The organism is Bradyrhizobium sp. BTAi1 (genome assembly GCF_000015165.1).
GTDB classification, from domain to species: Bacteria; Pseudomonadota; Alphaproteobacteria; order Rhizobiales; family Xanthobacteraceae; genus Bradyrhizobium; species Bradyrhizobium denitrificans.
This window is the reverse complement of record NC_009485.1, coordinates 3,917,500-3,935,932: the sequence shown is the minus strand read 5'-3', so window position 1 is coordinate 3,935,932 and position 18,433 is coordinate 3,917,500. Positions and strand designations below refer to the sequence as shown.

General features: G+C 66.2%; 18 protein-coding genes and 3 tRNA genes. 8 read left to right on the top strand and 13 right to left on the bottom strand.

Going from position 1 to position 18,433, the window contains the following annotated elements; all coding sequences use genetic code 11:
* Positions 1 to 3: 3 nt before the first annotated feature.
* The 4 genes from BBTA_RS17600 to BBTA_RS17585 form a co-directional block, all read right to left on the bottom strand.
* Positions 4 to 1,227, bottom strand: coding sequence for an ABC transporter substrate-binding protein (locus tag BBTA_RS17600; RefSeq protein WP_041750731.1), 1,224 nt, complete (start codon positions 1,225 to 1,227; stop codon positions 4 to 6).
* Positions 1,228 to 1,270: 43 nt separating this feature from the next.
* On the bottom strand, positions 1,271 to 2,017 hold the full coding sequence (locus tag BBTA_RS17595) for an ABC transporter ATP-binding protein (RefSeq protein WP_012043842.1): 747 nt from the start codon (positions 2,015 to 2,017) through the stop codon (positions 1,271 to 1,273).
* Positions 2,010 to 2,765 (bottom strand): ABC transporter ATP-binding protein, encoded by a 756-nt coding sequence (locus tag BBTA_RS17590; protein ID WP_041750730.1) that lies wholly within the window; start codon positions 2,763 to 2,765, stop codon positions 2,010 to 2,012. The genes BBTA_RS17595 and BBTA_RS17590 overlap by 8 nt, the downstream gene beginning before the upstream one ends.
* Before the next feature lie 342 nt (positions 2,766 to 3,107).
* Positions 3,108 to 3,464 (bottom strand): ArsC family reductase, encoded by a 357-nt coding sequence (locus tag BBTA_RS17585; RefSeq protein WP_012043840.1) that lies wholly within the window; start codon positions 3,462 to 3,464, stop codon positions 3,108 to 3,110.
* Positions 3,465 to 3,682: 218 nt separating this feature from the next.
* On the opposite strand from BBTA_RS17585, the gene BBTA_RS17580 reads away from it, so the two are divergent.
* Complete coding sequence (locus BBTA_RS17580) at positions 3,683 to 3,883, top strand: hypothetical protein (RefSeq protein ID WP_012043839.1); 201 nt, start codon at positions 3,683 to 3,685, stop codon at positions 3,881 to 3,883.
* A 73-nt stretch (positions 3,884 to 3,956) separates the two neighbouring features.
* On the opposite strand, the gene BBTA_RS17575 is transcribed toward BBTA_RS17580, so the two are convergent.
* The 3 genes from BBTA_RS17575 to BBTA_RS17565 form a co-directional block, all read right to left on the bottom strand.
* A complete protein-coding gene (locus BBTA_RS17575) occupies positions 3,957 to 4,547 on the bottom strand; it encodes a hypothetical protein (RefSeq protein ID WP_012043838.1) in 591 nt (196 codons plus the stop codon).
* A gap of 112 nt (positions 4,548 to 4,659) precedes the next feature.
* Entirely contained in the window at positions 4,660 to 5,640 is a 981-nt protein-coding gene (locus BBTA_RS17570) for an oxygenase MpaB family protein (RefSeq protein ID WP_012043837.1), read from the bottom strand.
* Positions 5,637 to 6,341 (bottom strand): glutathione S-transferase family protein, encoded by a 705-nt coding sequence (locus tag BBTA_RS17565; protein ID WP_012043836.1) that lies wholly within the window; start codon positions 6,339 to 6,341, stop codon positions 5,637 to 5,639. Before BBTA_RS17565 ends, BBTA_RS17570 begins: the two co-directional genes overlap by 4 nt.
* A gap of 124 nt (positions 6,342 to 6,465) precedes the next feature.
* Between BBTA_RS17565 and BBTA_RS17560 the strand changes: the two genes are divergently transcribed.
* Complete coding sequence (locus tag BBTA_RS17560) at positions 6,466 to 6,831, top strand: hypothetical protein (RefSeq protein ID WP_148221465.1); 366 nt, start codon at positions 6,466 to 6,468, stop codon at positions 6,829 to 6,831.
* A gap of 3 nt (positions 6,832 to 6,834) precedes the next feature.
* Here the strand turns inward: BBTA_RS17560 and BBTA_RS17555 are convergent, their stop codons facing one another.
* Both BBTA_RS17555 and BBTA_RS17550 read right to left on the bottom strand, forming a co-directional pair.
* Complete coding sequence (locus tag BBTA_RS17555) at positions 6,835 to 7,062, bottom strand: hypothetical protein (RefSeq protein WP_012043834.1); 228 nt, start codon at positions 7,060 to 7,062, stop codon at positions 6,835 to 6,837.
* Positions 7,063 to 7,141: 79 nt separating this feature from the next.
* Positions 7,142 to 8,221 carry a nitroreductase family protein gene (locus BBTA_RS17550; RefSeq protein ID WP_012043833.1) on the bottom strand — a complete coding sequence of 360 codons (1,080 nt, stop codon included), beginning with the start codon at positions 8,219 to 8,221 and terminating at the stop codon, positions 7,142 to 7,144.
* 906 nt (positions 8,222 to 9,127) lie between these two features.
* On the opposite strand from BBTA_RS17550, the gene BBTA_RS40105 reads away from it, so the two are divergent.
* From BBTA_RS40105 to BBTA_RS17530, 6 genes are all read left to right on the top strand, one after another.
* Positions 9,128 to 9,195: transfer RNA gene (locus tag BBTA_RS40105), tRNA-OTHER, on the top strand.
* 161 nt (positions 9,196 to 9,356) lie between these two features.
* Positions 9,357 to 9,431, top strand: a tRNA-OTHER gene (locus BBTA_RS17545).
* 1 nt (position 9,432) lies between these two features.
* Positions 9,433 to 9,511: transfer RNA gene (locus tag BBTA_RS40100), tRNA-OTHER, on the top strand.
* 96 nt (positions 9,512 to 9,607) lie between these two features.
* Entirely contained in the window at positions 9,608 to 10,948 is a 1,341-nt protein-coding gene (locus tag BBTA_RS17540) for a vWA domain-containing protein (protein WP_012043832.1), read from the top strand.
* Positions 10,949 to 11,037: 89 nt separating this feature from the next.
* Positions 11,038 to 12,417, top strand: a complete 1,380-nt coding sequence (locus BBTA_RS17535) for a 3' terminal RNA ribose 2'-O-methyltransferase Hen1 (protein ID WP_012043831.1) — start codon at positions 11,038 to 11,040, stop codon at positions 12,415 to 12,417.
* A gap of 8 nt (positions 12,418 to 12,425) precedes the next feature.
* Complete coding sequence (locus tag BBTA_RS17530) at positions 12,426 to 14,984, top strand: polynucleotide kinase-phosphatase (RefSeq protein WP_012043830.1); 2,559 nt, start codon at positions 12,426 to 12,428, stop codon at positions 14,982 to 14,984.
* A 46-nt stretch (positions 14,985 to 15,030) separates the two neighbouring features.
* Here the strand turns inward: BBTA_RS17530 and BBTA_RS17525 are convergent, their stop codons facing one another.
* The 4 genes from BBTA_RS17525 to BBTA_RS17510 form a co-directional block, all read right to left on the bottom strand.
* Positions 15,031 to 16,029: a glycerophosphodiester phosphodiesterase family protein gene (locus BBTA_RS17525; protein ID WP_012043829.1), complete on the bottom strand. Its 999-nt coding sequence runs from the start codon at positions 16,027 to 16,029 to the stop codon at positions 15,031 to 15,033.
* Between the two features lie 168 nt (positions 16,030 to 16,197).
* Positions 16,198 to 17,205: an MBL fold metallo-hydrolase gene (locus tag BBTA_RS17520; protein WP_012043828.1), complete on the bottom strand. Its 1,008-nt coding sequence runs from the start codon at positions 17,203 to 17,205 to the stop codon at positions 16,198 to 16,200.
* Between the two features lie 213 nt (positions 17,206 to 17,418).
* On the bottom strand, positions 17,419 to 17,724 hold the full coding sequence (locus BBTA_RS17515; RefSeq protein WP_012043827.1) for a hypothetical protein: 306 nt from the start codon (positions 17,722 to 17,724) through the stop codon (positions 17,419 to 17,421).
* 216 nt (positions 17,725 to 17,940) lie between these two features.
* The gene (locus BBTA_RS17510; protein WP_009027116.1) at positions 17,941 to 18,285 is read right to left on the bottom strand and encodes a Lin0512 family protein; all 345 of its coding nucleotides are present in this window, start codon (positions 18,283 to 18,285) and stop codon (positions 17,941 to 17,943) included.
* Positions 18,286 to 18,433 lie beyond the last annotated feature (148 nt).

Genomic DNA, 18,433 nt, shown 5'->3' with positions numbered 1-18,433 from the left:
GGCTCACTTCTTCAACAGGGCGCACGCACTCTTGTCGAGCGGCGTGAAGGCCTGGTCGCCCGGCACCGAGCCGACCAGCTTGTAGAGATCCCACGGCGCCTTGGACTCGGACGGTTTCTTGACCTCGAACAAATAGGCGGTGTGGATGGTGCGGCCATTGGGCTGGATCTCGCCCTTGCCGAACAGCGCATCCTCGGTCGGGATCGACTTCATCTTCTCGACGATCTTGACGCCGTCATGGGGGTTCTCGCCGAGCGCCTCCAGCGCCTTGAAGTAATGCAGGAGGCCCGCATAGACGCCGGCCTGCACCATGGTCGGCGGCGCACCGTTCTTCATCCGCTTGGCAAAGCGCTCCGAGAAGGCGCGGGTCTGGTCGTTCATGTCCCAGTAGAAGGTTTCGGTGAAATTGAGGCCCTGCGCGATGTCGAGCCCGATCGACTTGACGTCGGTCAGGAACAGCAGCAGCGCGGCAAGCTTCTGGCCGCCCTTGGTGATGCCGAACTCGGCCGCCTGCTTGATCGAGTTGGTGGTGTCGCCGCCGGCATTGGCGAGGCCGATGACCTTGGCGCCCGAGGACTGCGCCTGCAGCAGGAAGGACGAGAAGTCGGAGGTGTTGAGCGGGTGCTTGACGCCGCCGATCACCTTGCCGCCATTGGCGGTCACGACCGCCGTGGTGTCGCGCTCCAGCGCCGCGCCGAATGCATAGTCGGCGGTCAGGAAGAACCAACTGGTGCCGCCCGCCTTGACCAGCGCCTGGCCGGTGGTGTGCGCCAGCATGTAGGTGTCATAGGTCCAGTGCACCGTGTTGGGCGAGCACTGCGCATTGGTGAGGTCGGAGGTCGCGGCCCCCGAATTGATGTAGACGCCGTTCTTCTCCTTGACGACGTTGTTGACCGCCAGCGCCACGCCCGAATTCGGCACGTCGACGATGATGTCGACCTTGTCGACGTCGAACCATTGCCGCGCGATCGAGGTGCCGATATCCGGCTTGTTCTGATGGTCGCCGGAGATCACATCGATCTTCCAGCCCTTGCCCGCGAGCCCGGAATCCTCGATGGCCATCTGCGTCGCCAAGGTCGAGCCGGGGCCGCCGAGATCCGAATACAGGCCGGACTGGTCGGACAGCGCGCCGATCTTGACGGTCTTGTCGCCGGCCGAGGCGATGCTGCCCGCCGCGAAGCTGAGCGCCGTTCCCAGCAGCAATGACGCGATGAATCTGTTTTTCATTTCCAACTTTCCAGAATGTTCCAAGAAACGGTCCCAGCGCCGGTCAGACGCCGAGGTAAGTATGAAGCTTGTCCATGTTGGCGGCGAGATCGGCATTGGCGAAACCGTCGATGACCTTGCCGTGCTCGACGACATAATAGCGGTCGGCGACGGTCGAGGCGAAACGGAAGTTCTGCTCGACCAGGAGGATCGTGAACCCCTCCTTCTTCAGCCGCGCGATGGTGTGGCCGATCTGCTGGATGATGACCGGAGCGAGGCCTTCGGTCGGCTCGTCCAGCATCAGGAAGCTCGCGCCGGTGCGCAGGATGCGCGCGATCGCCAGCATCTGCTGCTCGCCGCCGGACAGCTTGGTGCCCTGGCTCTTCAGCCGCTCCTTCAAATTCGGAAACAGCTCGAAGATCTGGTCGAGCGTGAGCCCGCCCGGCCGCACCACCGGCGGCAGCAGCAGGTTCTCGCGGACGTCGAGGCTCGCGAAGATGCCGCGCTCCTCCGGACATAGCGCGATGCCCAGCCGCGCGATTCGGTCCGAAGTCATGCGGATCAGCTGCTGGCCGTTGAACTGCACCGAGCCGGTGCGCTTGCCGATGATCCCCATGATCGACTTCAAGGTCGTGGTCTTGCCGGCGCCGTTGCGCCCGAGCAAGGTGACGACCTCGCCGGCATTCACCGTGAAGTTCATGCCGTGGAGAATGTGGGATTCGCCGTACCAGCTCTCGAGATTTTTCACATCGAGAATGGTGCTGGTGGCAGCCGCCTGCCCTGGCTTTGCAGCCGTCATCACCTCAGGCATGTCCGGCTCCCAGATAGGCTTCCTTGACGCGCTCATCCTTCGCGAGCTCGGAATACGGTCCCTCGGTCAGCACCTGGCCGCGGGTCAGCACCGTGATGGTGTCGGACAGGTTGGCGACGACGCTCAGATTATGCTCGACCATCAGGATCGTGTATTTGGCCGAGATGCGCTTGATCAGCGCGGCGATCTTGTCGATGTCCTCATGGCCCATGCCGGCCATCGGCTCGTCCAGCAGCATCATCTCCGGATCGAGCGCCAGAGTGGTCGCGATCTCCAACGCGCGCTTGCGTCCATACGGCATTTCGACCGCCGGAATATTCGCGAACTCGCTCAGGCCGACATCGTTAAGCAGCTCCAGCGCCCGGGCATTGAAGCGGTTCAGCACGCTCTTGGAGCGCCAGAAGTCGAATGACGAGCCATGCTGCCGTTGCAGGGCGACGCGGACGTTCTCCAGCGCGGTCAGATGTGGAAACACCGCCGAGATCTGGAACGAGCGGACCAGGCCGAGACGCGCCACATCGGCCGGCGCCACGGCCGTAATGTCCTGCCCCTTATAGAGAATCTTGCCCGCTGAAGGGCGCAGGAACTTGGTCAGAAGATTGAAGCACGTGGTCTTGCCGGCCCCGTTGGGACCGATCAGCGCGTGAATGGTGCCCCGGCGTATCTTGAGCGAAACATCGCGAACGGCAAAGAACCCCGCGAATTCCTTCGTCAATCCGTGGGTTTCGAGAATGAACTCGTCAGCCAAACAGAATCCCCCCAGCCGGCGCCGTCGGCGCCCAGCCCTCGCTTCTTCCTGTACGGCGGCTCTGCCGGACGGTTGGACAATTGCTTGCCACCACCCGCGACCGCTTCGCGCCGGAATATGCCGTCAATCGAGGGAGTTAGGCAAGGCGGAAAGCTGGGCATTGGCGTCGCAACGCCATCCATGCACCTTGCGTTGATACGATTCTCTTCTTCCCGCGGACATAGAATACTATGCCACCATCATGCGCTTCACCGCCAGCGCGTTTGGCGCCGGCCCCGCAGCGCGCGTGGTCATTCGCGATCACGACGGCACGGGCTCTTACGGGTTGCCGGCACCGGCCTGCTACTTCGCGCCCTTCACGTCCTTGGCGTAGATCTCCGGCTTGAAGCCGACGATACGGCGGCCACCGAGATCGAGCACCGGCCGCTTGATCATCGATGGCTGCGCCAGCATCAGCGCGATCGCCTTGGCGTCGGTGAGTCCCTCCTTGTCGGCGTCGGGCAATTTCTTGAACGTGGTGCCGGCGCGATTGAGCAACAGCTCCCAGCCGACCTCGTCGCTCCAGGTCTTCAACGTCGCCTTGTCGATTCCAGCCGTCTTGTAGTCGTGGAAGTCGTAAGCCACGCCATGATCGTCGAGCCAGGCACGCGCCTTCTTCATCGTGTCGCAGTTCTTGATTCCGTAGATCGTGATGCTCATGGCTTGCGTCCTCAAACAATCGTGTCGCACCGCAACGGATGTCTCATGTTGCGACAATTGGCCCGGCATTTTGCAGTGCGATTCACCGGCTTTTGATGCGGAAAACACGCTTCGTTCCGCGGTCGGAATTCACCCGGACCTTTGCCACGAAACTGTCGGCTCAGCATTACATTTTCTTCGCATCCCCGGCGTATCTGGCGCGCGAACAGGAGACCGCGATGGGCAAGATCATGGTACGTTGCACGCAGACCGGCCGCAGCATCGAGACCGGGATGGAGATGGAGGCCGCACGCTTTCAGCGCATGCCTGTGTTCTTCTCACGCACCTATTGCCCGCACTGCCGCATCCACCATGAATGGTTCGCCGCTCACGCCTGGGTCGAGGACTCGCGCGACCGCGAGCCGTTCGCTCTCGCCTGACCAGATGCAGAATCCCGATACAGAATAACGTATGCCATTTGGACCTGATCGAGCGACGGCGCGATGATCTCTCTCAGTCGTCCTTCGGGTCATTCTTCAGCGGCTTGGTGGAATCTCCCGGCATCAGGCACGGATACAATTCCTGAAACTCGAACTCGGTCGCGCCGGCAGCGCGATCGAGGCGCAGCACCACGTCGAAGCGCTTGCCTGACCAATGGGTCGGCAACTGGTCGGCATTGCTGACCGGCAGGCGCGGCAGGATGTCGGAGATGATCGCCTTGTGCTCCCAGGCGACCAGCACCGTGCCGGCGAGCGGCAACAGCGCGTCGACCAGCGCGGCTTCCTGTCCCTTCGCAAACGATGTGTTCGGCCTGTCGAGGCCGACGCGCGCCGCCAGGTCCAGCACCGTCTCATAGGGTCGCCGGCTCGGTTCCGAGCCGTCCTTGGTGCTGTCGGGATCGGCCGCATAGACCGCCTGCGGCGCAGGATAGGTCGAACCGCCGAGCCCGGCACCGAACAGCGCCGTCCACGCCCCTGCCCGCTCCCAGCCGAAGATCACCAGCGACTTCGAATCCACCTTGCCCTTGTGCGTCAGGCCCGGACCGGTCGCATCGCCATCAGGCTTCTCGGCGTGGCGGATGATCAGAAGCGTGAGCGCGTCCATCGTGTCCTCCGCGGGCAGACTCCATCGTCAGATGCTGGCGGCCGCCAAAGTAACGCACGCGCCAAGGCCCTGCTGTGAACTCGTTCACAGGATGCATCGCGGCGGGCGCCCCTCAACCGGAAGCCTTGCGCTGCGGCGTTGCGGCGCCAGCGCCCGCGGCTGGCATCAGCGGCTGTCCAATCCAGGCGCGGTTGAGCAGCCGCGTGAACGGCGGGCAAGCATTGCCGCGGATGCGCGCCATCGCTTCCTGATAGGGACCGACGGTCCGCAACCGGTCCGGCAGCATTGCGTAGGCCCGTGGCAGCCAGACGCGGGCCCGCGCAGCGCTGCGCCGTTCGCGCTCTCCATGAGGCAGGTCGAACGCGAGCCGCAGCCGCTCGGGCAGCATCTCCGCGGTCAGCGCGGTGAACCAGCGCGGCGGCCCGATCAGAGTCGCCTCGCCGGAGAAGATGCGCCGCGCGATATCGCGCGCGGCCGTGCTGACCGTGAGCGTCTCCGACGCCATCATCCCGGCGGTGTAGGCCTTGAACGCGTCCCAGTCGCGCGGCAGCATGTCGTGCGGAATCCCGAACAGGCGCGCGAAGCGCATCGCCTCACGCCAATATTGCTCGCGCTCGGCCGCCGCGAGCGGTGGACACAGCAGGCCGTAGGACATCATCGCGGTCTCGACCAGCGTGGCATGGACCCAGCGCAGCGCCTCGACATCGTTGGCACGATAGCGCGACCCCGCCGCGAACGGTCCAACCGTCTCCGGCATCACGCCGTCGACGGCGGCATGACGCCGATACAGCCGGCGCGCCACCGCGACCGCCTGCGCGCGCGTGCCGAACACCATCGTGTAGACGATGCTGAAGGTGCGGTGAAAACGGCCCAGCGGATCGGCGAACACTTTCGACTGCTCGGCGATTCCGGCCGCCACCCAGGGATGGGCGAGCTGCAGCAGCAGCGCCCGCCCGGCGCCGAGAAACAGCGCCGCCTCGCGATGAACGCGCCACATCACGCTGTCCGGGCCGAGCACGCCGTCGCCCGCCAGGGCGGGCGCCGACATCACCTCGTCCAGGCGATTTTCGAAATCGGCTTCGCTGACGATCACGGCCGCTTCGGGATCTCCAGCCCGCGTTGCACCGCCGGCCGTGCCAGGCCGCGCTCCAGCCAGGCCGGCACGTGCGTCAGCTCGTCGAACGCCACCAACTCGCGCGCGCCATAAAAGCCGATCAGATTGCGCACCCAGCCGAGCGTCGCAATGTCGGCGATGGTGTAGTCGGCGTCCATGATCCATTGCCGGCCATCGAGCCGGGCCTCGAGCACGCCGAGCAGCCGCTTGCTCTCGGCGACATAGCGCTGCAGCGGGCGCTTGTCCTCGTACTCACGGCCGGCGAATTTGTGGAAGAAGCCGAGCTGGCCGAACATCGGCCCGATGCCACCCATCTGGAAATGCAGCCATTGCAGGGTCTGCCAGCGCCGCGCCGGATCGGCGGGAAGGAATTGTCCGGTCTTCTCGGCCAGGTACTGCAGGATTGCGCCGGACTCGAACAGGCCGAGGGGCTTGTCGCCGGGGCCATTGGGATCGATGATCGCCGGAATCTTGCCGTTCGGATTGAGCGAGAGAAATTCGGGGGTCTTCTGGTGGTCCTTGCCGAAATCGATCGCATGCGGCTCATAAGGTAGACCCGTCTCCTCCAGCATGATCGAGACCTTCACGCCATTCGGCGTCGGCAGTGAATAGAGCTGGATGCGGTCGGAATGCTGCGCCGGCCAGCGCTTGGTGATCGGGAAGCTGGAAAGATCGGACATTGTGGCTGTGCTCGCGCTGACATCGGTTGCATCAATCTAAGGCCGGACGCCCCTGCTGCAAGGCATGATGCGGAACCGCCGTTGCGCGCCGGTCTTATGATGCTGTCATGTGCGGAGACTCGGCGTGCCCAGTGCAACCTACCAGATGATCATGCAGGCGATGCGCACGCGCCAGCAGGTCCTGTGCATGGATCGGGGTTTCGCCCGCGCGCTGTGCCCGATCATCCTCGGCCATAGCGGCGGGCGCGAGCGCGTGCTCGGGTTCCAGTTCGCCGGCGGCGCGAGCCGCGGCCTGCCACCGGGCGGCCAATGGAAATGTTTCGACATCAGCGGCATGAGCGAGGTCGAGCTGCGCGAGGGACGCTGGCATTCGGGGCGCAGCCATTCCCAGCCGCAATATTGCGTGGCCGATGTCGAACTCGACGTCAATCCGGACAGCCCTTACGTGCCGCGGCCGCCGATCGGCAACAACGGACGGCGAAGTCGATAAGTGCTATTGCGGCTCGCGCAGGCGCACGCGCAGCAACGCCGGCAGCTTCGAGGTCGCTTCATGCTGCGCCAGCTTTGCCGCGACGCGGCGCATCAGCGCCGAGGCGCCCTGCTTCGCGAGCACCTTCATGCCGCGGGCGCTGAAATCCACCACCACCTCGTGATGACGCATGCCCTTGCCGCCCTTGACCAGGCCAAGGTCGCGCACCAGGCAATAATGCCCGTCGCTCATGCGTGCCAATCGGGTGTTCTCGAACATGTCACGAAGCAATGCATCGAGTCGCAAATCCGTCAAGATTGACAGGAACGACTCATGAACTCAGCACCTGCGACACCGGCCGCCGCGGCGCAAAGGGCAGCGCCGGACCATAGCCGAAGCGCAGCACGAGATCCGGCCGCCGGGTGGTTCCGACCACGCGCGCCAGCTCGGGCCGCAACGACGCCACCTCGACTGGCTGGTTGATGAACGCAAGCTTGAGCCCGAGCCGCGTCGCTTCGAGCGCGAAGCGCTGGCAGGCCTGCCCCACCCTGATCCAATGCGACGGATCGGCCCGCTCGGCCGCGAACACGACAAGTCCCGCGGAGGACGCGATCTGGCGGGCATATTTGTCGTTCTCGGCCGCGGCATCGAACAGGCGGTCGAAGGCAACGCCGCCAAGCGCAGTCGGCAAGGACGGGTTGCCGCTCGCCGCAGCGAACAGACCGTCGCCGGTCATCATCGCGCTGTGCGGATTGAAGCGGATCCAACGCTTGAGCTCACGCATGAACGCGACATCGCGCATCTGCGTGTCATTGCCGGCCACGACGAGATCGCGGATGGCAGCGATACGGGCGGGATCGGTGACCAGAGCGAGATCGACACCCGGCACCGCTGCAGCGCTCTGCAGCGCCGCGAGATCGCCCGGCGGCACCGCGCGGCCGTCATACGCGGTCCGCGTCGACTGCCGGCGCACGATCGCCGCAAGCAGCCGATCCTCATGGGGCGCGCCCTTGACGAAATCGTAGCGGATCGTCTGGCCGTCGATCGCAAGCTCGCCTTGATATCCGGCCGCCGCGGCGGCGATCGCGAGATTGGCGGCGGCGCAGCCCAGGCTGACAAACAAATGATGGTCGTCGGGATCGACCGCCGGCGTCCGCCGCGACACATCGGGCCCGATCTCGATCGCATCGCGGCTCACGCGAAAGCGCCAGGGCTGCGTGTTGTGACTGTTCGCTGCGAGCGTCGCATAGCGGATCACGTCAGCAATGTCGGACGACAGCGGCGCGCGCAGCCGCGCGCTGTAGTCGTCATAAGAACTCATCGTTCCCGTCGCTGCGCGCCATGCGCCGGTGCCGCACGCCGCGGCCGCAAGGGCGCCGCCCGCTCCTAACAAAATCTGCCGTCGGTTCATCGAACGCGCTCGCGAATTCGCCGCAATGTGACCTGGGATCACGATAGCGGTGACCTGCGCCGGCGCGTTGTTGCAGATCAACATCTGCAACAACCAACTCATAGATAGCTCGATCGCTGTTGACAGCAACATCAAAGCCGCGTATGTCCCGCGGCCTCGCGAGCGATTGCGCCCGCGACAAAGATGAGCACGACGATGTCCTTCGGCTATGAACATAAGATTTGCACCGCCAACGGCTTTGCGCCGGTGGATGGCGCACGCCATGCTCGGGGGAGCGGTCTTGCTTGAAGCAGGATCCATGAAGTCCGCATCACACGGACCCTCCCGAGCCAGCCGCTCCGGAGGGTTTTTTATTGCCCTCACGCGAGTTGGCTGCACGGCGAACAGCAACGGAAGTGCCGGCGATCTGCCGGAACGGGAGACCCGGATCCCGGGGCTCGCGCAGGTGATGCGCGGCCTAAGCGCGCGGGGCCTGTCGGAGGGAACGAGGCGTCGAGCCGGACACCGATGACAGAGCGAGCTTGCTTGAGAGCTCGCACCACGCGGCGCCCTGTGGCGCCGCAGACAAGTGATTTCAATTCCCGGCCGTTCGCGGCCGGGAGCTGCTGGTGGTGAAGATCGCGGATCCTTCGCGCCAATGCGGCCACGCGCCGCCTTCGATCGATCGTACCGTGGAATCCGTCAAGCGAGACGGGTGAGTCGCGGGTTGCGGTGAGGCCTCGCGCCAAGCCTGCGTTTCGATCGTCGTATTGCCGTGATTGCCCGTTCCCCAGCATGCCATCTATCGTCGCCCGGCCACGGCCGGGCGGCCAAGGCGGTGGTGAAGATGTCTGTTACTTCGTTGAAACCGAGCGCCCGAACAGGGCAGCAACAGCATCGCCGATTCCCCGCCGACGTCATCCACGAGCCGTGGTGAAGATGACTGTTACTTCGCCTTTCACGCGAGAGGTCGCGGGTTCGAATCCCGCCCGGCGTTCTGCCGGTAGCTCAGAGGACAGAGCGCTTTCCGGTCCATTCTCGGTGGACCGGATCTCAGTCGTCGTCCGTTCCCGGCTCGTGGTCGATATCAAACGGTGATCGTTTTCGAACGATCACGTCGTTACGGTGCAGATGTTTGCTGCGCCAGCTCATCCACGCGCCGTGGTGAGGAGTGCTGATACTTCGACTGTTAATCGAGAGGTCGTGGGTTCGAGTCCCACCCGGCGTTCCATGCGCCGGTAGCTCAGTGGCAGAGCACTATCTGCTCCACGCAAATGGAGCGGAGCTCAGCATTCGCCCGTTCCCGGCGCGCGGTCCCTGCAACGCGTGATCTCCAAACCGACCACGCGGAGCCGGCCGGTCCTCCGGCCATTCCATCCATCATCAACCCAACCCGAGGAGGCCATCATGGTCAGGCTCAACACGTTCCTGCGCGCCTTCACCCATGAGGGTGCGCCGTCCCGACAGCTCGCGCCTGCGCAGGCGCTGCAGCGCACGCTGATGAGCTGTCTGTTGTGGGAGGACCAGTTCTACGAGGACGGGGTCGCGATCGCCGACCGGATCAAGGCGCTGGTCCCGCTGGTCGCACCGAGCGAGGTCGCTCAGCTCGCGGTGCGTGCGCGCGAAGAGATGAAGCTGCGGCACGCGCCGCTGCTCGTCGCCCGCGAGATGGCGCGGCTGCCGTCGCACCGTGCGCTGGTGGCCGAGACGCTGGCGCGCATCATCCAGCGCCCGGACGAGATGACGGAGCTGCTGGCGATCTACTGGGCGGACTCGCTGGGGCCGCAGCAGCAGCGCAAGCGGCAGCCGGTGTCGGCACAGGTCAAGAAGGGGCTGGCGAAGGCGTTCGGCAAGTTCGACGCCTATCAGCTCGCGAAGTATGACCGCGAGGGGCCGGTGCGGCTCCGCGACGTCCTGTTCCTGGTTCACGCCAGGCCGAAGGACGCCGCCCAGGAGGCGGTGTGGAAGCAGCTCGTCGATGGCGAGCTACCCTCGCCCGATACCTGGGAGGTGGCGCTGTCGGCCGGCGCGGACAAGCGTGCGAGCTTCGAGCGGCTGCTCGACGAGAAGCGGCTCGGAGCGCTGGCGTTGCTGCGCAACCTGCGTCTGATGCAACAGGCCGGTGTGCCGCGCGCGACGATCGCGGATGCGATCGCGGCGATGCGGACGGACCGGGTCCTGCCGTATCGGTTCATCACGGCGGCGCGGCATGCGCCGGACTTCGAGCCCGAACTCGAGGCCGCGATGCTGCGGTCGATCAAGGGTCATGCGCGGCTTCCGGGCCGCACGCGGCTGCTGATCGACGTGTCCGGCTCGATGTTCGCGGCGCTGTCCGCGAAGTCGGAGATGACGCGCGCCGATGCGGCGTGCGGGCTGGCGGTGCTGGCCCGCGAGGTCTGCGACGAGGTCGAGATCTTCACGTTCAGCGACGCTGTCGTGAAGGTACCGCCGCGCCGTGGCTTCGCGCTACGCGATGCGATCCTCGGATCGCAGCCGCATTCCGGGACCTATCTCGGCCGGGCGGTCCAGGAGGTCGACCGCAAGGGAGACCGCCTGATCGTCTTCACCGACGAGCAGAGCCACGATCCGGTGCCGTCGCCACGGGCGCGCGGGACCATGGTGAACGTGGCGTCGTACCAGCACGGGGTCGGTTACGGACCTTGGACGCGGGTCGACGGCTTCTCCGAGGCGGTGATCGCGTGGATTGCCGCGCAGGAGGAGACGCTGCGCGGGGCGACCCTGCACTGACGACAACCGACCCGGACGCGTCACAGACGCGCCCGGGTCTTCTTCCACATTCAGTGGATCACACGACAAGCATCGGTTTAACTGACGCCATGTACCTGTCCATTGCCACCACCCATCAGCCCGCCACCGATCTCGGCTTCCTGCTCAACAAGCATCCGGATCGGCTGCATGAGCTCGCGCTCACCTATGGCAGGGCGCTGATCGTCTATCCCGAGGCGAGCGAGGCGCGCTGCGAGGCGGCGCTGCTGCTCGACGTCGATCCGATCGGCCTCGTCCGCGGCAAGGGCCAGAGCGACGGGCTGCTCGATCAATATGTCAATGATCGCCCCTATGCGGCGTCCTCCTTCCTGTCGGTCGCGCTCAACAAGGCGTTCCGGACCGCGATGAACGGCGTCAGCAGCGCGCGCCAGGAGCTGGCCGACAGCGCGATTCCGCTGGAGGCGGTGGTGACGCCGCTGCCCCTGCGCGGCGGCGAGACCTTGTTGCGCCAATTGTTCGAGCCGCTGGGTTGGGACGTCACGCTCGCGCCCATCCCGGGACCGCAGGGCGACCCGACCAGCCGCTATGTGCGCCTCACTCTGCGCGGCACCACCAGGCTGGCCGCGCTGCTGAACCATCTTTACGTGCTGATCCCCGTCATGGACGACGCCAAGCATTACTGGGTCGGCGACGAGGAGATCGACAAGCTGCTCAAGCGCGGCGAAGGCTGGCTCGACGCGCATCCGGCCAGGGAGCTGATCGTGCGCCGCTATCTCCGCCATCGCGGCGTGCTGGCGCGCGCGGCCCTGGCGCGGCTCGTGCCCGAGACGGAGGACGAAGCGCTGGAGCCCGAAGCCCAAGGCGCGTCCGAGGAGACGTTGGAGGCACCGATCCGGCTCAACGATCTGCGCCTGGCCGCCGTCGCCGAGGCGCTGCGCACAACCGGCGCCAGCACCGTCGCCGATCTCGGCTGCGGCGAAGGCAAGCTTCTGCAGTTGCTCCTGCGCGAGCGCTGGGTGACCCGGCTGATCGGGCTCGATCCGGCCGCCCGCGAGCTGGAGCGCGCGGCCAAACGGCTGAAGCTCGGCATGCTCGGCGGACCACCCGAGGGCCGCGTCACACTGCTGCACGGCTCCCTCACCTATCGTGATGCGCGCTGGGCGGAGGCGGATGCGGCTGCGCTGGTCGAGGTCATCGAGCATCTCGATCCCGACCGTCTGCCGATGGTCGAACGCGTCGTGTTCGGTGCGGCCCGGCCGCGCGCCGTCGTCGTGACGACGCCGAATGCCGACTACAACGCTCTGTTCCCGAGCCAGCCGGCTGGAGGATTCAGGCATCGCGACCACCGTTTCGAATGGTCGCGCGCCGAATTCGCCGGATGGGCCGCGCGCGTCTGCGCAAGCTTCAACTATCAGGTCGCCTTCTCCGGCATCGGCCGTCACGACGACACGCACGGCACACCGACACAGATGGCCGTCTTCACCCGCTGAGCAATTCCATGAACATCGAAATTCCCGACTTCGCGCTGGTCGTGCTGATCGGCTCGACCGGCTCCGGCAAGTCGACCTTCGCCGCGAAGCACTTCCTGCCGACCGAGGTGATCTCCTCGGACCATTGCCGCGCGCTGGTGGCCGACGACGAGACCGACCAGGGCGTGTCCGCTGACGCCTTCGACATCGTGCGCGAGATCGCAGGCAAGCGTTTGAAGCACCGCCGGCTGGCGGTGATCGACGCCACCAATGTGCGTCCTGCCGATCGCAAGGGCTGGGTCGAGCTGGCGCGCAAATGGCACGCGCTGCCGGTCGCGATCGTGTTCGATCCGGGCATCGACGTCTGCATCGCCCGCAACAAGACACGCCCCGAACGCAGCTTCGGCGGTCCCGTCGTGCAGCGCATGGTCCAGGAGATCCGCCGCGGCCTCGGCGGCCTGCAGCGCGAGGGCTTTCGCCAGGTCTGGAAGCTCGACAGCGTCGAACGCATCGCGGCCGCGACGATCGCGCGGCAGCCGCTGTGGACCGACAAGCGATATGATTCCGGCCCGTTCGACATCATCGGCGACGTCCATGGCTGCGCGAGCGAATTGCAGGCGCTGCTCGCGAAGCTCGGCTATCGGGTCGCATGGCGCGCCGAGGATAGCCGGCGCGCCGTCACGGTGACGCCGCCCACAGGCCGCAAAGCCGTGTTCGTCGGCGATCTCGTCGATCGCGGCCCGCAATCGCCGGACGTGCTGCGCATCGTCATGAGCATGGTCGCGGCCGGCACCGCTTATGCCGTGCAGGGCAATCACGACCGCAAGTTCCAACGCTGGCTGGCGGGCCGCAAGGTCACCATCGCGCATGGCCTGCAGGCGACGATCGACCAGCTCGCCGGTGAGGATCGCGGCTTTCGCGACGCCCTGCCCGGCTTTCTCGATGGCTTGCGCAGCCATGTCTGGCTCGACGGCGGCCGGCTCGCGGTCGCGCATGCCGGATTGAAGGAGGAGATGATCGGCCGCGGCTCCGGCGCGGTGCGCGAGTTCGCGCTCTATGGCGAGACCACCGGCGAGATCGACGAATTCGGCCTGCCCGTGCGCGCTGATTGGGCCGCGGCCTATCGCGGGCCGACCGCGGTGGTCTATGGCCATACGCCGATGCTCAATGCCGAATGGGTCAACAACACGCTGTGTATCGACACCGGCTGCGTGTTCGGCGGCCGCTTGACGGCGCTGCGCTGGCCCGAGCGCGAGCTCGTCGAGGTCGCGGCCGAGCGCGTCTGGTGCGAGCCGGTGCGGCCGCTTGCGGCGCGGACGGCTGCCGGCTCCGCGCAGGCCGAGGCGGATCATTTGCTGGACATCGCCGACGTCAGCGGCCGGCGCTGGATCGACACCACGCTGCGCGGCCGCCTGGTCGTCGCCGAGGAGAACGCCTCGGCTGCGCTCGAAGTGATGAGCCGGTTCGCGCTGCCGCCACAATGGCTGGTCTATCTGCCGCCGACCATGTCGCCGTCGGAGACGAGCGCGCGCGAAGGCTGGCTCGAACGGCCGGAGGAGGCGTTCGCGCATTTTCGCGCCCGCATCGTCGCCGAGGTCGTGTGCGAGGAGAAGCACATGGGCTCGCGCGCCGTGATCGCGCTCTGCAAGAGCGTTGATGTCGCCAAGATGCGCTTCGGCATCGCAGGCGAGGAGAGCGGCGCGATCTGGACCCGCACCGGCCGTACGTTCTTCAGCGACGCGACGATGACCGAGGCGCTGCTGGCCCGGCTGCGTGACGCGGTCGAAACCGCCGGCCTGTGGCAGGAGTTGAAGACCGACTGGCTGCTGCTCGACGCCGAGATCATGCCATGGTCAGCCAAGGCCGGCAGCCTGATCGAGAGCCAGTACACCCCCGTCGCGGCGTCGTCGGTCGCCGGCCTTGCGGCCGCAGAGGATGCCCTGACGCGCGCCGCTGCACGCGGTCTCGACGTCGCAGCGCTCCGCGATCACGTCCGCAATCGCGGCGCGCGGGCACGGCGCTATGGCGAGGCCTGGGCTCCTTATGTCTGGCCGATCGGCGGCATCGACGATCTCAAGGTCGCGCCATTTCACCTGCTCGCCAGCGAGGACCGGGTCTGGTTCGACCAGGATCACGTCTGGCACATGACGATCGCCGACCGGCTGTCGACCGCGGATTCCGTCATCACGCGCACGCGATGGCGCACGGTGACATTGGCCGACGACGCCGCGGTGAACGACGCCATCGCCTGGTGGGAGCAGCTCACGGCCGGCGGCGGCGAGGGCATGGTCGTGAAGCCCAGGACCTTCGTCGCGCGCGGGCCGAAGGGCCTGATCCAGCCGGCGCTTAAGGTGCGCGGCAGCGAATATCTGCGCATCATCTACGGACCGGAATATGATGCGCCGGAGCACATCGCGCGGCTGCGCCAGCGCAAGCTCGAGGGCAAGCGCAACCTCGCTCTGCGCGAGTTCGCGCTCGGCCACGAGGCGCTGACCCGCTTCGTCGCCCGCGAGCCGCTGCGCCGCGTGCACGAATGCGTGTTCGCGGTGCTGGCGCTGGAGAGCGAGACGATCGATCCGCGGCTGTGACCGGACGGCCCCCCTGAGCTTGGCGCGCCTTGACAGGCCGTCGTGCTCAGTTGGATGCGCCGCCCGGCGGAGCGCGCTTCAGCAGCGGCGCGACGGTTTCGATCTCATCGGTCATCACGCCGCCGCCAAATGCCGTGGGCAACCGGGCGATCTCGGCCGGCGTATCGAGGCCCGCGGAAAATGCCTCGCCGCGATACGCGCCGATGACGAAGACACGGCTGCCGGCGTCCGCCATTCGTGCCAGGAACCGATCCGGCCACCCCCAGAGCCACGGCGCGACATTGATCGGGACCAGCACCATCATGGTGCGGCAGGCGGAGGGCACCAGCCCGGTCCAGCCATAACCGATATAGCGCAGCAAGCAGCTCTTCAGCATGCTCCGCGACATGAGCCTCAGCTCGGGTTGCGCCGCCCTGAGGGCCGCGATCGGCGCGTCACCGCCATAGACCATCAGACGGCCGCGTTGCGCCGCATCGATTGGCGCCAGAGCCGCTGCAAGCTGCCGACCTTCCGCCGGATCGTTGCTCTTGATGTTGATCAGGAACGACCGATCCGGAAACGTCGCGAGCACATCATCCAGCGACGGCATCAGGCCGATGCCTTTGCCACGGAACGGAAAGGTCCGGCCGCCATCGGCGGTGTAGCCATAGCCGATGTCGAGGCGTCGCAGCTCCCTCATCGCATGCTCCCGCGTGACGCCCTTACCGTCGGTGCGGCAGTCGAGCGTCCAGTCATGGAACACCGCAAAGCGCCCGTCGGTGGTCGGATGCACGTCGAATTCGACGATATCGGCGCCCGCCGCGAAGCTCGCGCGCATCGAGGCGATGGTGTTCTCGAGATAGTCGTGCGTCGGCGGCAGCATGCGCGCGGCGGTGCAGGTGTCGCCAGTCAGTCCGGTGCGATCGAATTGCTGCGACAGCCCGCGATGCGCCAGCAGCAGCGGCTGCCCTGCTCTCTTCGCCACCCAGAGATTGGTATTGTTGACGAACATGAAGCCGGCACAGATCAGCAGCACCAGCCCGCTCAACTTTCCAAATCGGCTCATGCCACGCCAATTCCACGACGATTCGAGCCGAATTGAGTCTTTTCCTGGCGGACGGCTTCGCGCGCGATGTCCAGCGGCTGCAAGCCGCTCAACAGAGCGTTGCGATGAAGACGTTAAGCGCGAGCCTCGTGGATCGGGAACTGCAGCCGAAGGGGCTCGCGCGAACGCTCAGGGAGTCGCTGAGGGCGGCGTTCGCGCAAACGCGTCCGCGGCCTCCAGTTGCAGGCGATCCGGCGTATCGACATAGCGCGGCGAGTAGTGGAACGTGGTGAGCCGGCGCACGCCGGCCTCGCGCGCCAGACGTCCAGCCTGCGTTGCGGTCAAATGGCGGCGTTCACGCGCGATGGCGGCGTCAGCGTCGGCGAACGCACTCTCGATGAACAGATGATCCGCATTGCGCGCCAGAGCGACAATGGCGGCGGCGTTGTCGGGGGTGTACGCGGTGTCCGTGACATAGGCGACGCGCTGCCCCGGGCCGCTGCGAAGAACGTGCTCGCGCAGCCGTCCGAGGCTCTCGAAGCGGCCATTGCCGACCTCGATCGGCATGTCATCGCCCTCGCCGCGCCGCGCCGCGCTTTTGGCCGTATTAAGCCAGGGACCGACCTCGAGGCCGAGCGATGCCAGCCCTTCGGTCCAGACATTGATCCGCATCGCCTCCTGCAGAGCAAAGCCGAGCGAAGAAATATTGTGCTCGAGGGCGCGGGCCTCGATCGTCAGTTCGCCATCGTCGAACACGACGCCCTTCGGCAGCGACGCGCGCTGCGCGGCTTCGCCACGAAAGGCGTCGCGGGCGCGAAACACCTTGCGATCGGCAAGGCATTCGGCCGCGAACTCGCTGACATCGACGACGAAATCGGGCGAGCTTTCTCCGAGCAGGTTCCACTCATAGGCCGCAAGCTTCGCAGCAATGCCGTCGATCATGCCCACCGGTCCGACCACGCGCAACGCGCCGGGACGCCCGAGATGCACGCGCAGCAACCGGTCGAAGCCGCAGAAATGGTCGAGGTGGCGGTGGCTGACAAAGACGTCGGCGACACGAAGCAGCTCGCGATGCGATAGAGGCACAAGATCGCCGCAGTCGAACAGCATGGCCCTGCGGCCGAAGCGAAAATCAAGATAGACGCCGGGATCCCCGAACACGTCGTTGATCAGGCGCGGCTGCACCAACGCGCTCATCGCCCCCTGCCGCGTCGTGTCATGCGGGCCAATGCTCCTCGCGCGCTCCCCGGCGCAGATGCGGCCGGCGATGTCCGGGCTTCAGGCCATCCAGATCTTCGATCGACATCACGCACAATCCCCAGAGACGTGGGGGATATGCCAGATTTTTGCCGATCGACAAACCCGACGCAGCGACAATGCGTCATCGCGGCTGCGCCGCGGCCGACCGCATCACTGCGACCCGACCCGCCGCGCGCCCTGCTCCTTCAAGATCGCCTCCACCACCTCCGGATCGTCAGCGTGACAATCGACGGACACCTCGATCTCGCCTTCGAGCTCGGGCTTGCCGCTTTTACCGACGCCAGGATGGCCGCTATGGACGTCGGCGCCGGCGGCGCGCGATCCGGCGCTGTTGGCGGCGCCCGATGCCTGGACGAAGACGTCGGTGCGGGCGATGCCATGGTCCTGTACCAGATGCTCGACGGCAAGCTCGGCCTCGCGGCGCGTGGCGAAATGGCCGGTGATCGTGCGTTCCATAGATCGCTCCTGACAAGGGTCGGGCCGTCCCGGCCTGCTCAGGTCCGAACGCGCGGCACGGGGTAGCCGTTCCAGCTCTCAAGCGGCGGCCTTATTCCGCGCGCGACAATCCTCGCGAGGCTGAGCCTGCGCGTCAGTCACGGTGCTCGGCCGGCCCGACCAAGCCCGGGGCCGACCAACGCATCAGGCAATGGCAGCGCGGAACATCCCGCGTGATCACTTGCCGTCGTCGAGATGAACCAGCACCGCGGCATTGGCGATGATGATGGCGTCACTGCCCGCTTCGGCCGGAATCTCCAGCCCGCCCTTCACGGCGGTCACCGTCACCGTGCCATAGGGCAGTTCCTTGGCGACCGCCGCAGTATCGACGGCCTCGGGATTTGGCACGCCGATCGTGACATCGACGAGCATGTCCTGCGGCGTCTTGCCGACCATGCGGAAGAAGCCGAGGCTGGAATGGCGGATCGCATCCGACACCGCGCGCTTCGCAGCCTTGGTGGCGTCACGGCCATGGACGTCGACGCCCATGCCCATCTCAGTGATACAGCGAATACGCGCCATGTCGGAGTTCCCTCGTTCGCTCAGCCTGTGCAGCGTGCGACCTTAGCGCGCGCCGCAGCGGGCGCAACCTGTTGCGGATCGACGCGAGGTCGCGGCAAAAAGGTCATCAAATATCGGCATAAGTCGTGCATGATGCGGCCCTGAATGA

Excerpts from the sequence above, each read along its gene's own strand:
- BBTA_RS17600 (WP_041750731.1), bottom strand. The coding sequence starts at position 1,227 with ATGAAAAACAGATTCATCGCGTCATTGCTGCTGGGAACGGCGCTCAGC.
- BBTA_RS17595 (WP_012043842.1), bottom strand. The coding sequence starts at position 2,017 with ATGCCTGAGGTGATGACGGCTGCAAAGCCAGGGCAGGCGGCTGCCACC.
- BBTA_RS17585 (WP_012043840.1), bottom strand. The coding sequence starts at position 3,464 with ATGAGCATCACGATCTACGGAATCAAGAACTGCGACACGATGAAGAAG.
- BBTA_RS17580 (WP_012043839.1), top strand. The coding sequence starts at position 3,683 with ATGGGCAAGATCATGGTACGTTGCACGCAGACCGGCCGCAGCATCGAG.
- BBTA_RS17575 (WP_012043838.1), bottom strand. The coding sequence starts at position 4,547 with ATGGACGCGCTCACGCTTCTGATCATCCGCCACGCCGAGAAGCCTGAT.
- BBTA_RS17565 (WP_012043836.1), bottom strand. The coding sequence starts at position 6,341 with ATGTCCGATCTTTCCAGCTTCCCGATCACCAAGCGCTGGCCGGCGCAG.
- BBTA_RS17555 (WP_012043834.1), bottom strand. The coding sequence starts at position 7,062 with ATGAGCGACGGGCATTATTGCCTGGTGCGCGACCTTGGCCTGGTCAAG.
- BBTA_RS17550 (WP_012043833.1), bottom strand. The coding sequence starts at position 8,221 with ATGAACCGACGGCAGATTTTGTTAGGAGCGGGCGGCGCCCTTGCGGCC.
- BBTA_RS17540 (WP_012043832.1), top strand. The coding sequence starts at position 9,608 with ATGGTCAGGCTCAACACGTTCCTGCGCGCCTTCACCCATGAGGGTGCG.
- BBTA_RS17535 (WP_012043831.1), top strand. The coding sequence starts at position 11,038 with ATGTACCTGTCCATTGCCACCACCCATCAGCCCGCCACCGATCTCGGC.
- BBTA_RS17530 (WP_012043830.1), top strand. The coding sequence starts at position 12,426 with ATGAACATCGAAATTCCCGACTTCGCGCTGGTCGTGCTGATCGGCTCG.
- BBTA_RS17525 (WP_012043829.1), bottom strand. The coding sequence starts at position 16,029 with ATGAGCCGATTTGGAAAGTTGAGCGGGCTGGTGCTGCTGATCTGTGCC.
- BBTA_RS17520 (WP_012043828.1), bottom strand. The coding sequence starts at position 17,205 with ATGAGCGCGTTGGTGCAGCCGCGCCTGATCAACGACGTGTTCGGGGAT.
- BBTA_RS17515 (WP_012043827.1), bottom strand. The coding sequence starts at position 17,724 with ATGGAACGCACGATCACCGGCCATTTCGCCACGCGCCGCGAGGCCGAG.
- BBTA_RS17510 (WP_009027116.1), bottom strand. The coding sequence starts at position 18,285 with ATGGCGCGTATTCGCTGTATCACTGAGATGGGCATGGGCGTCGACGTC.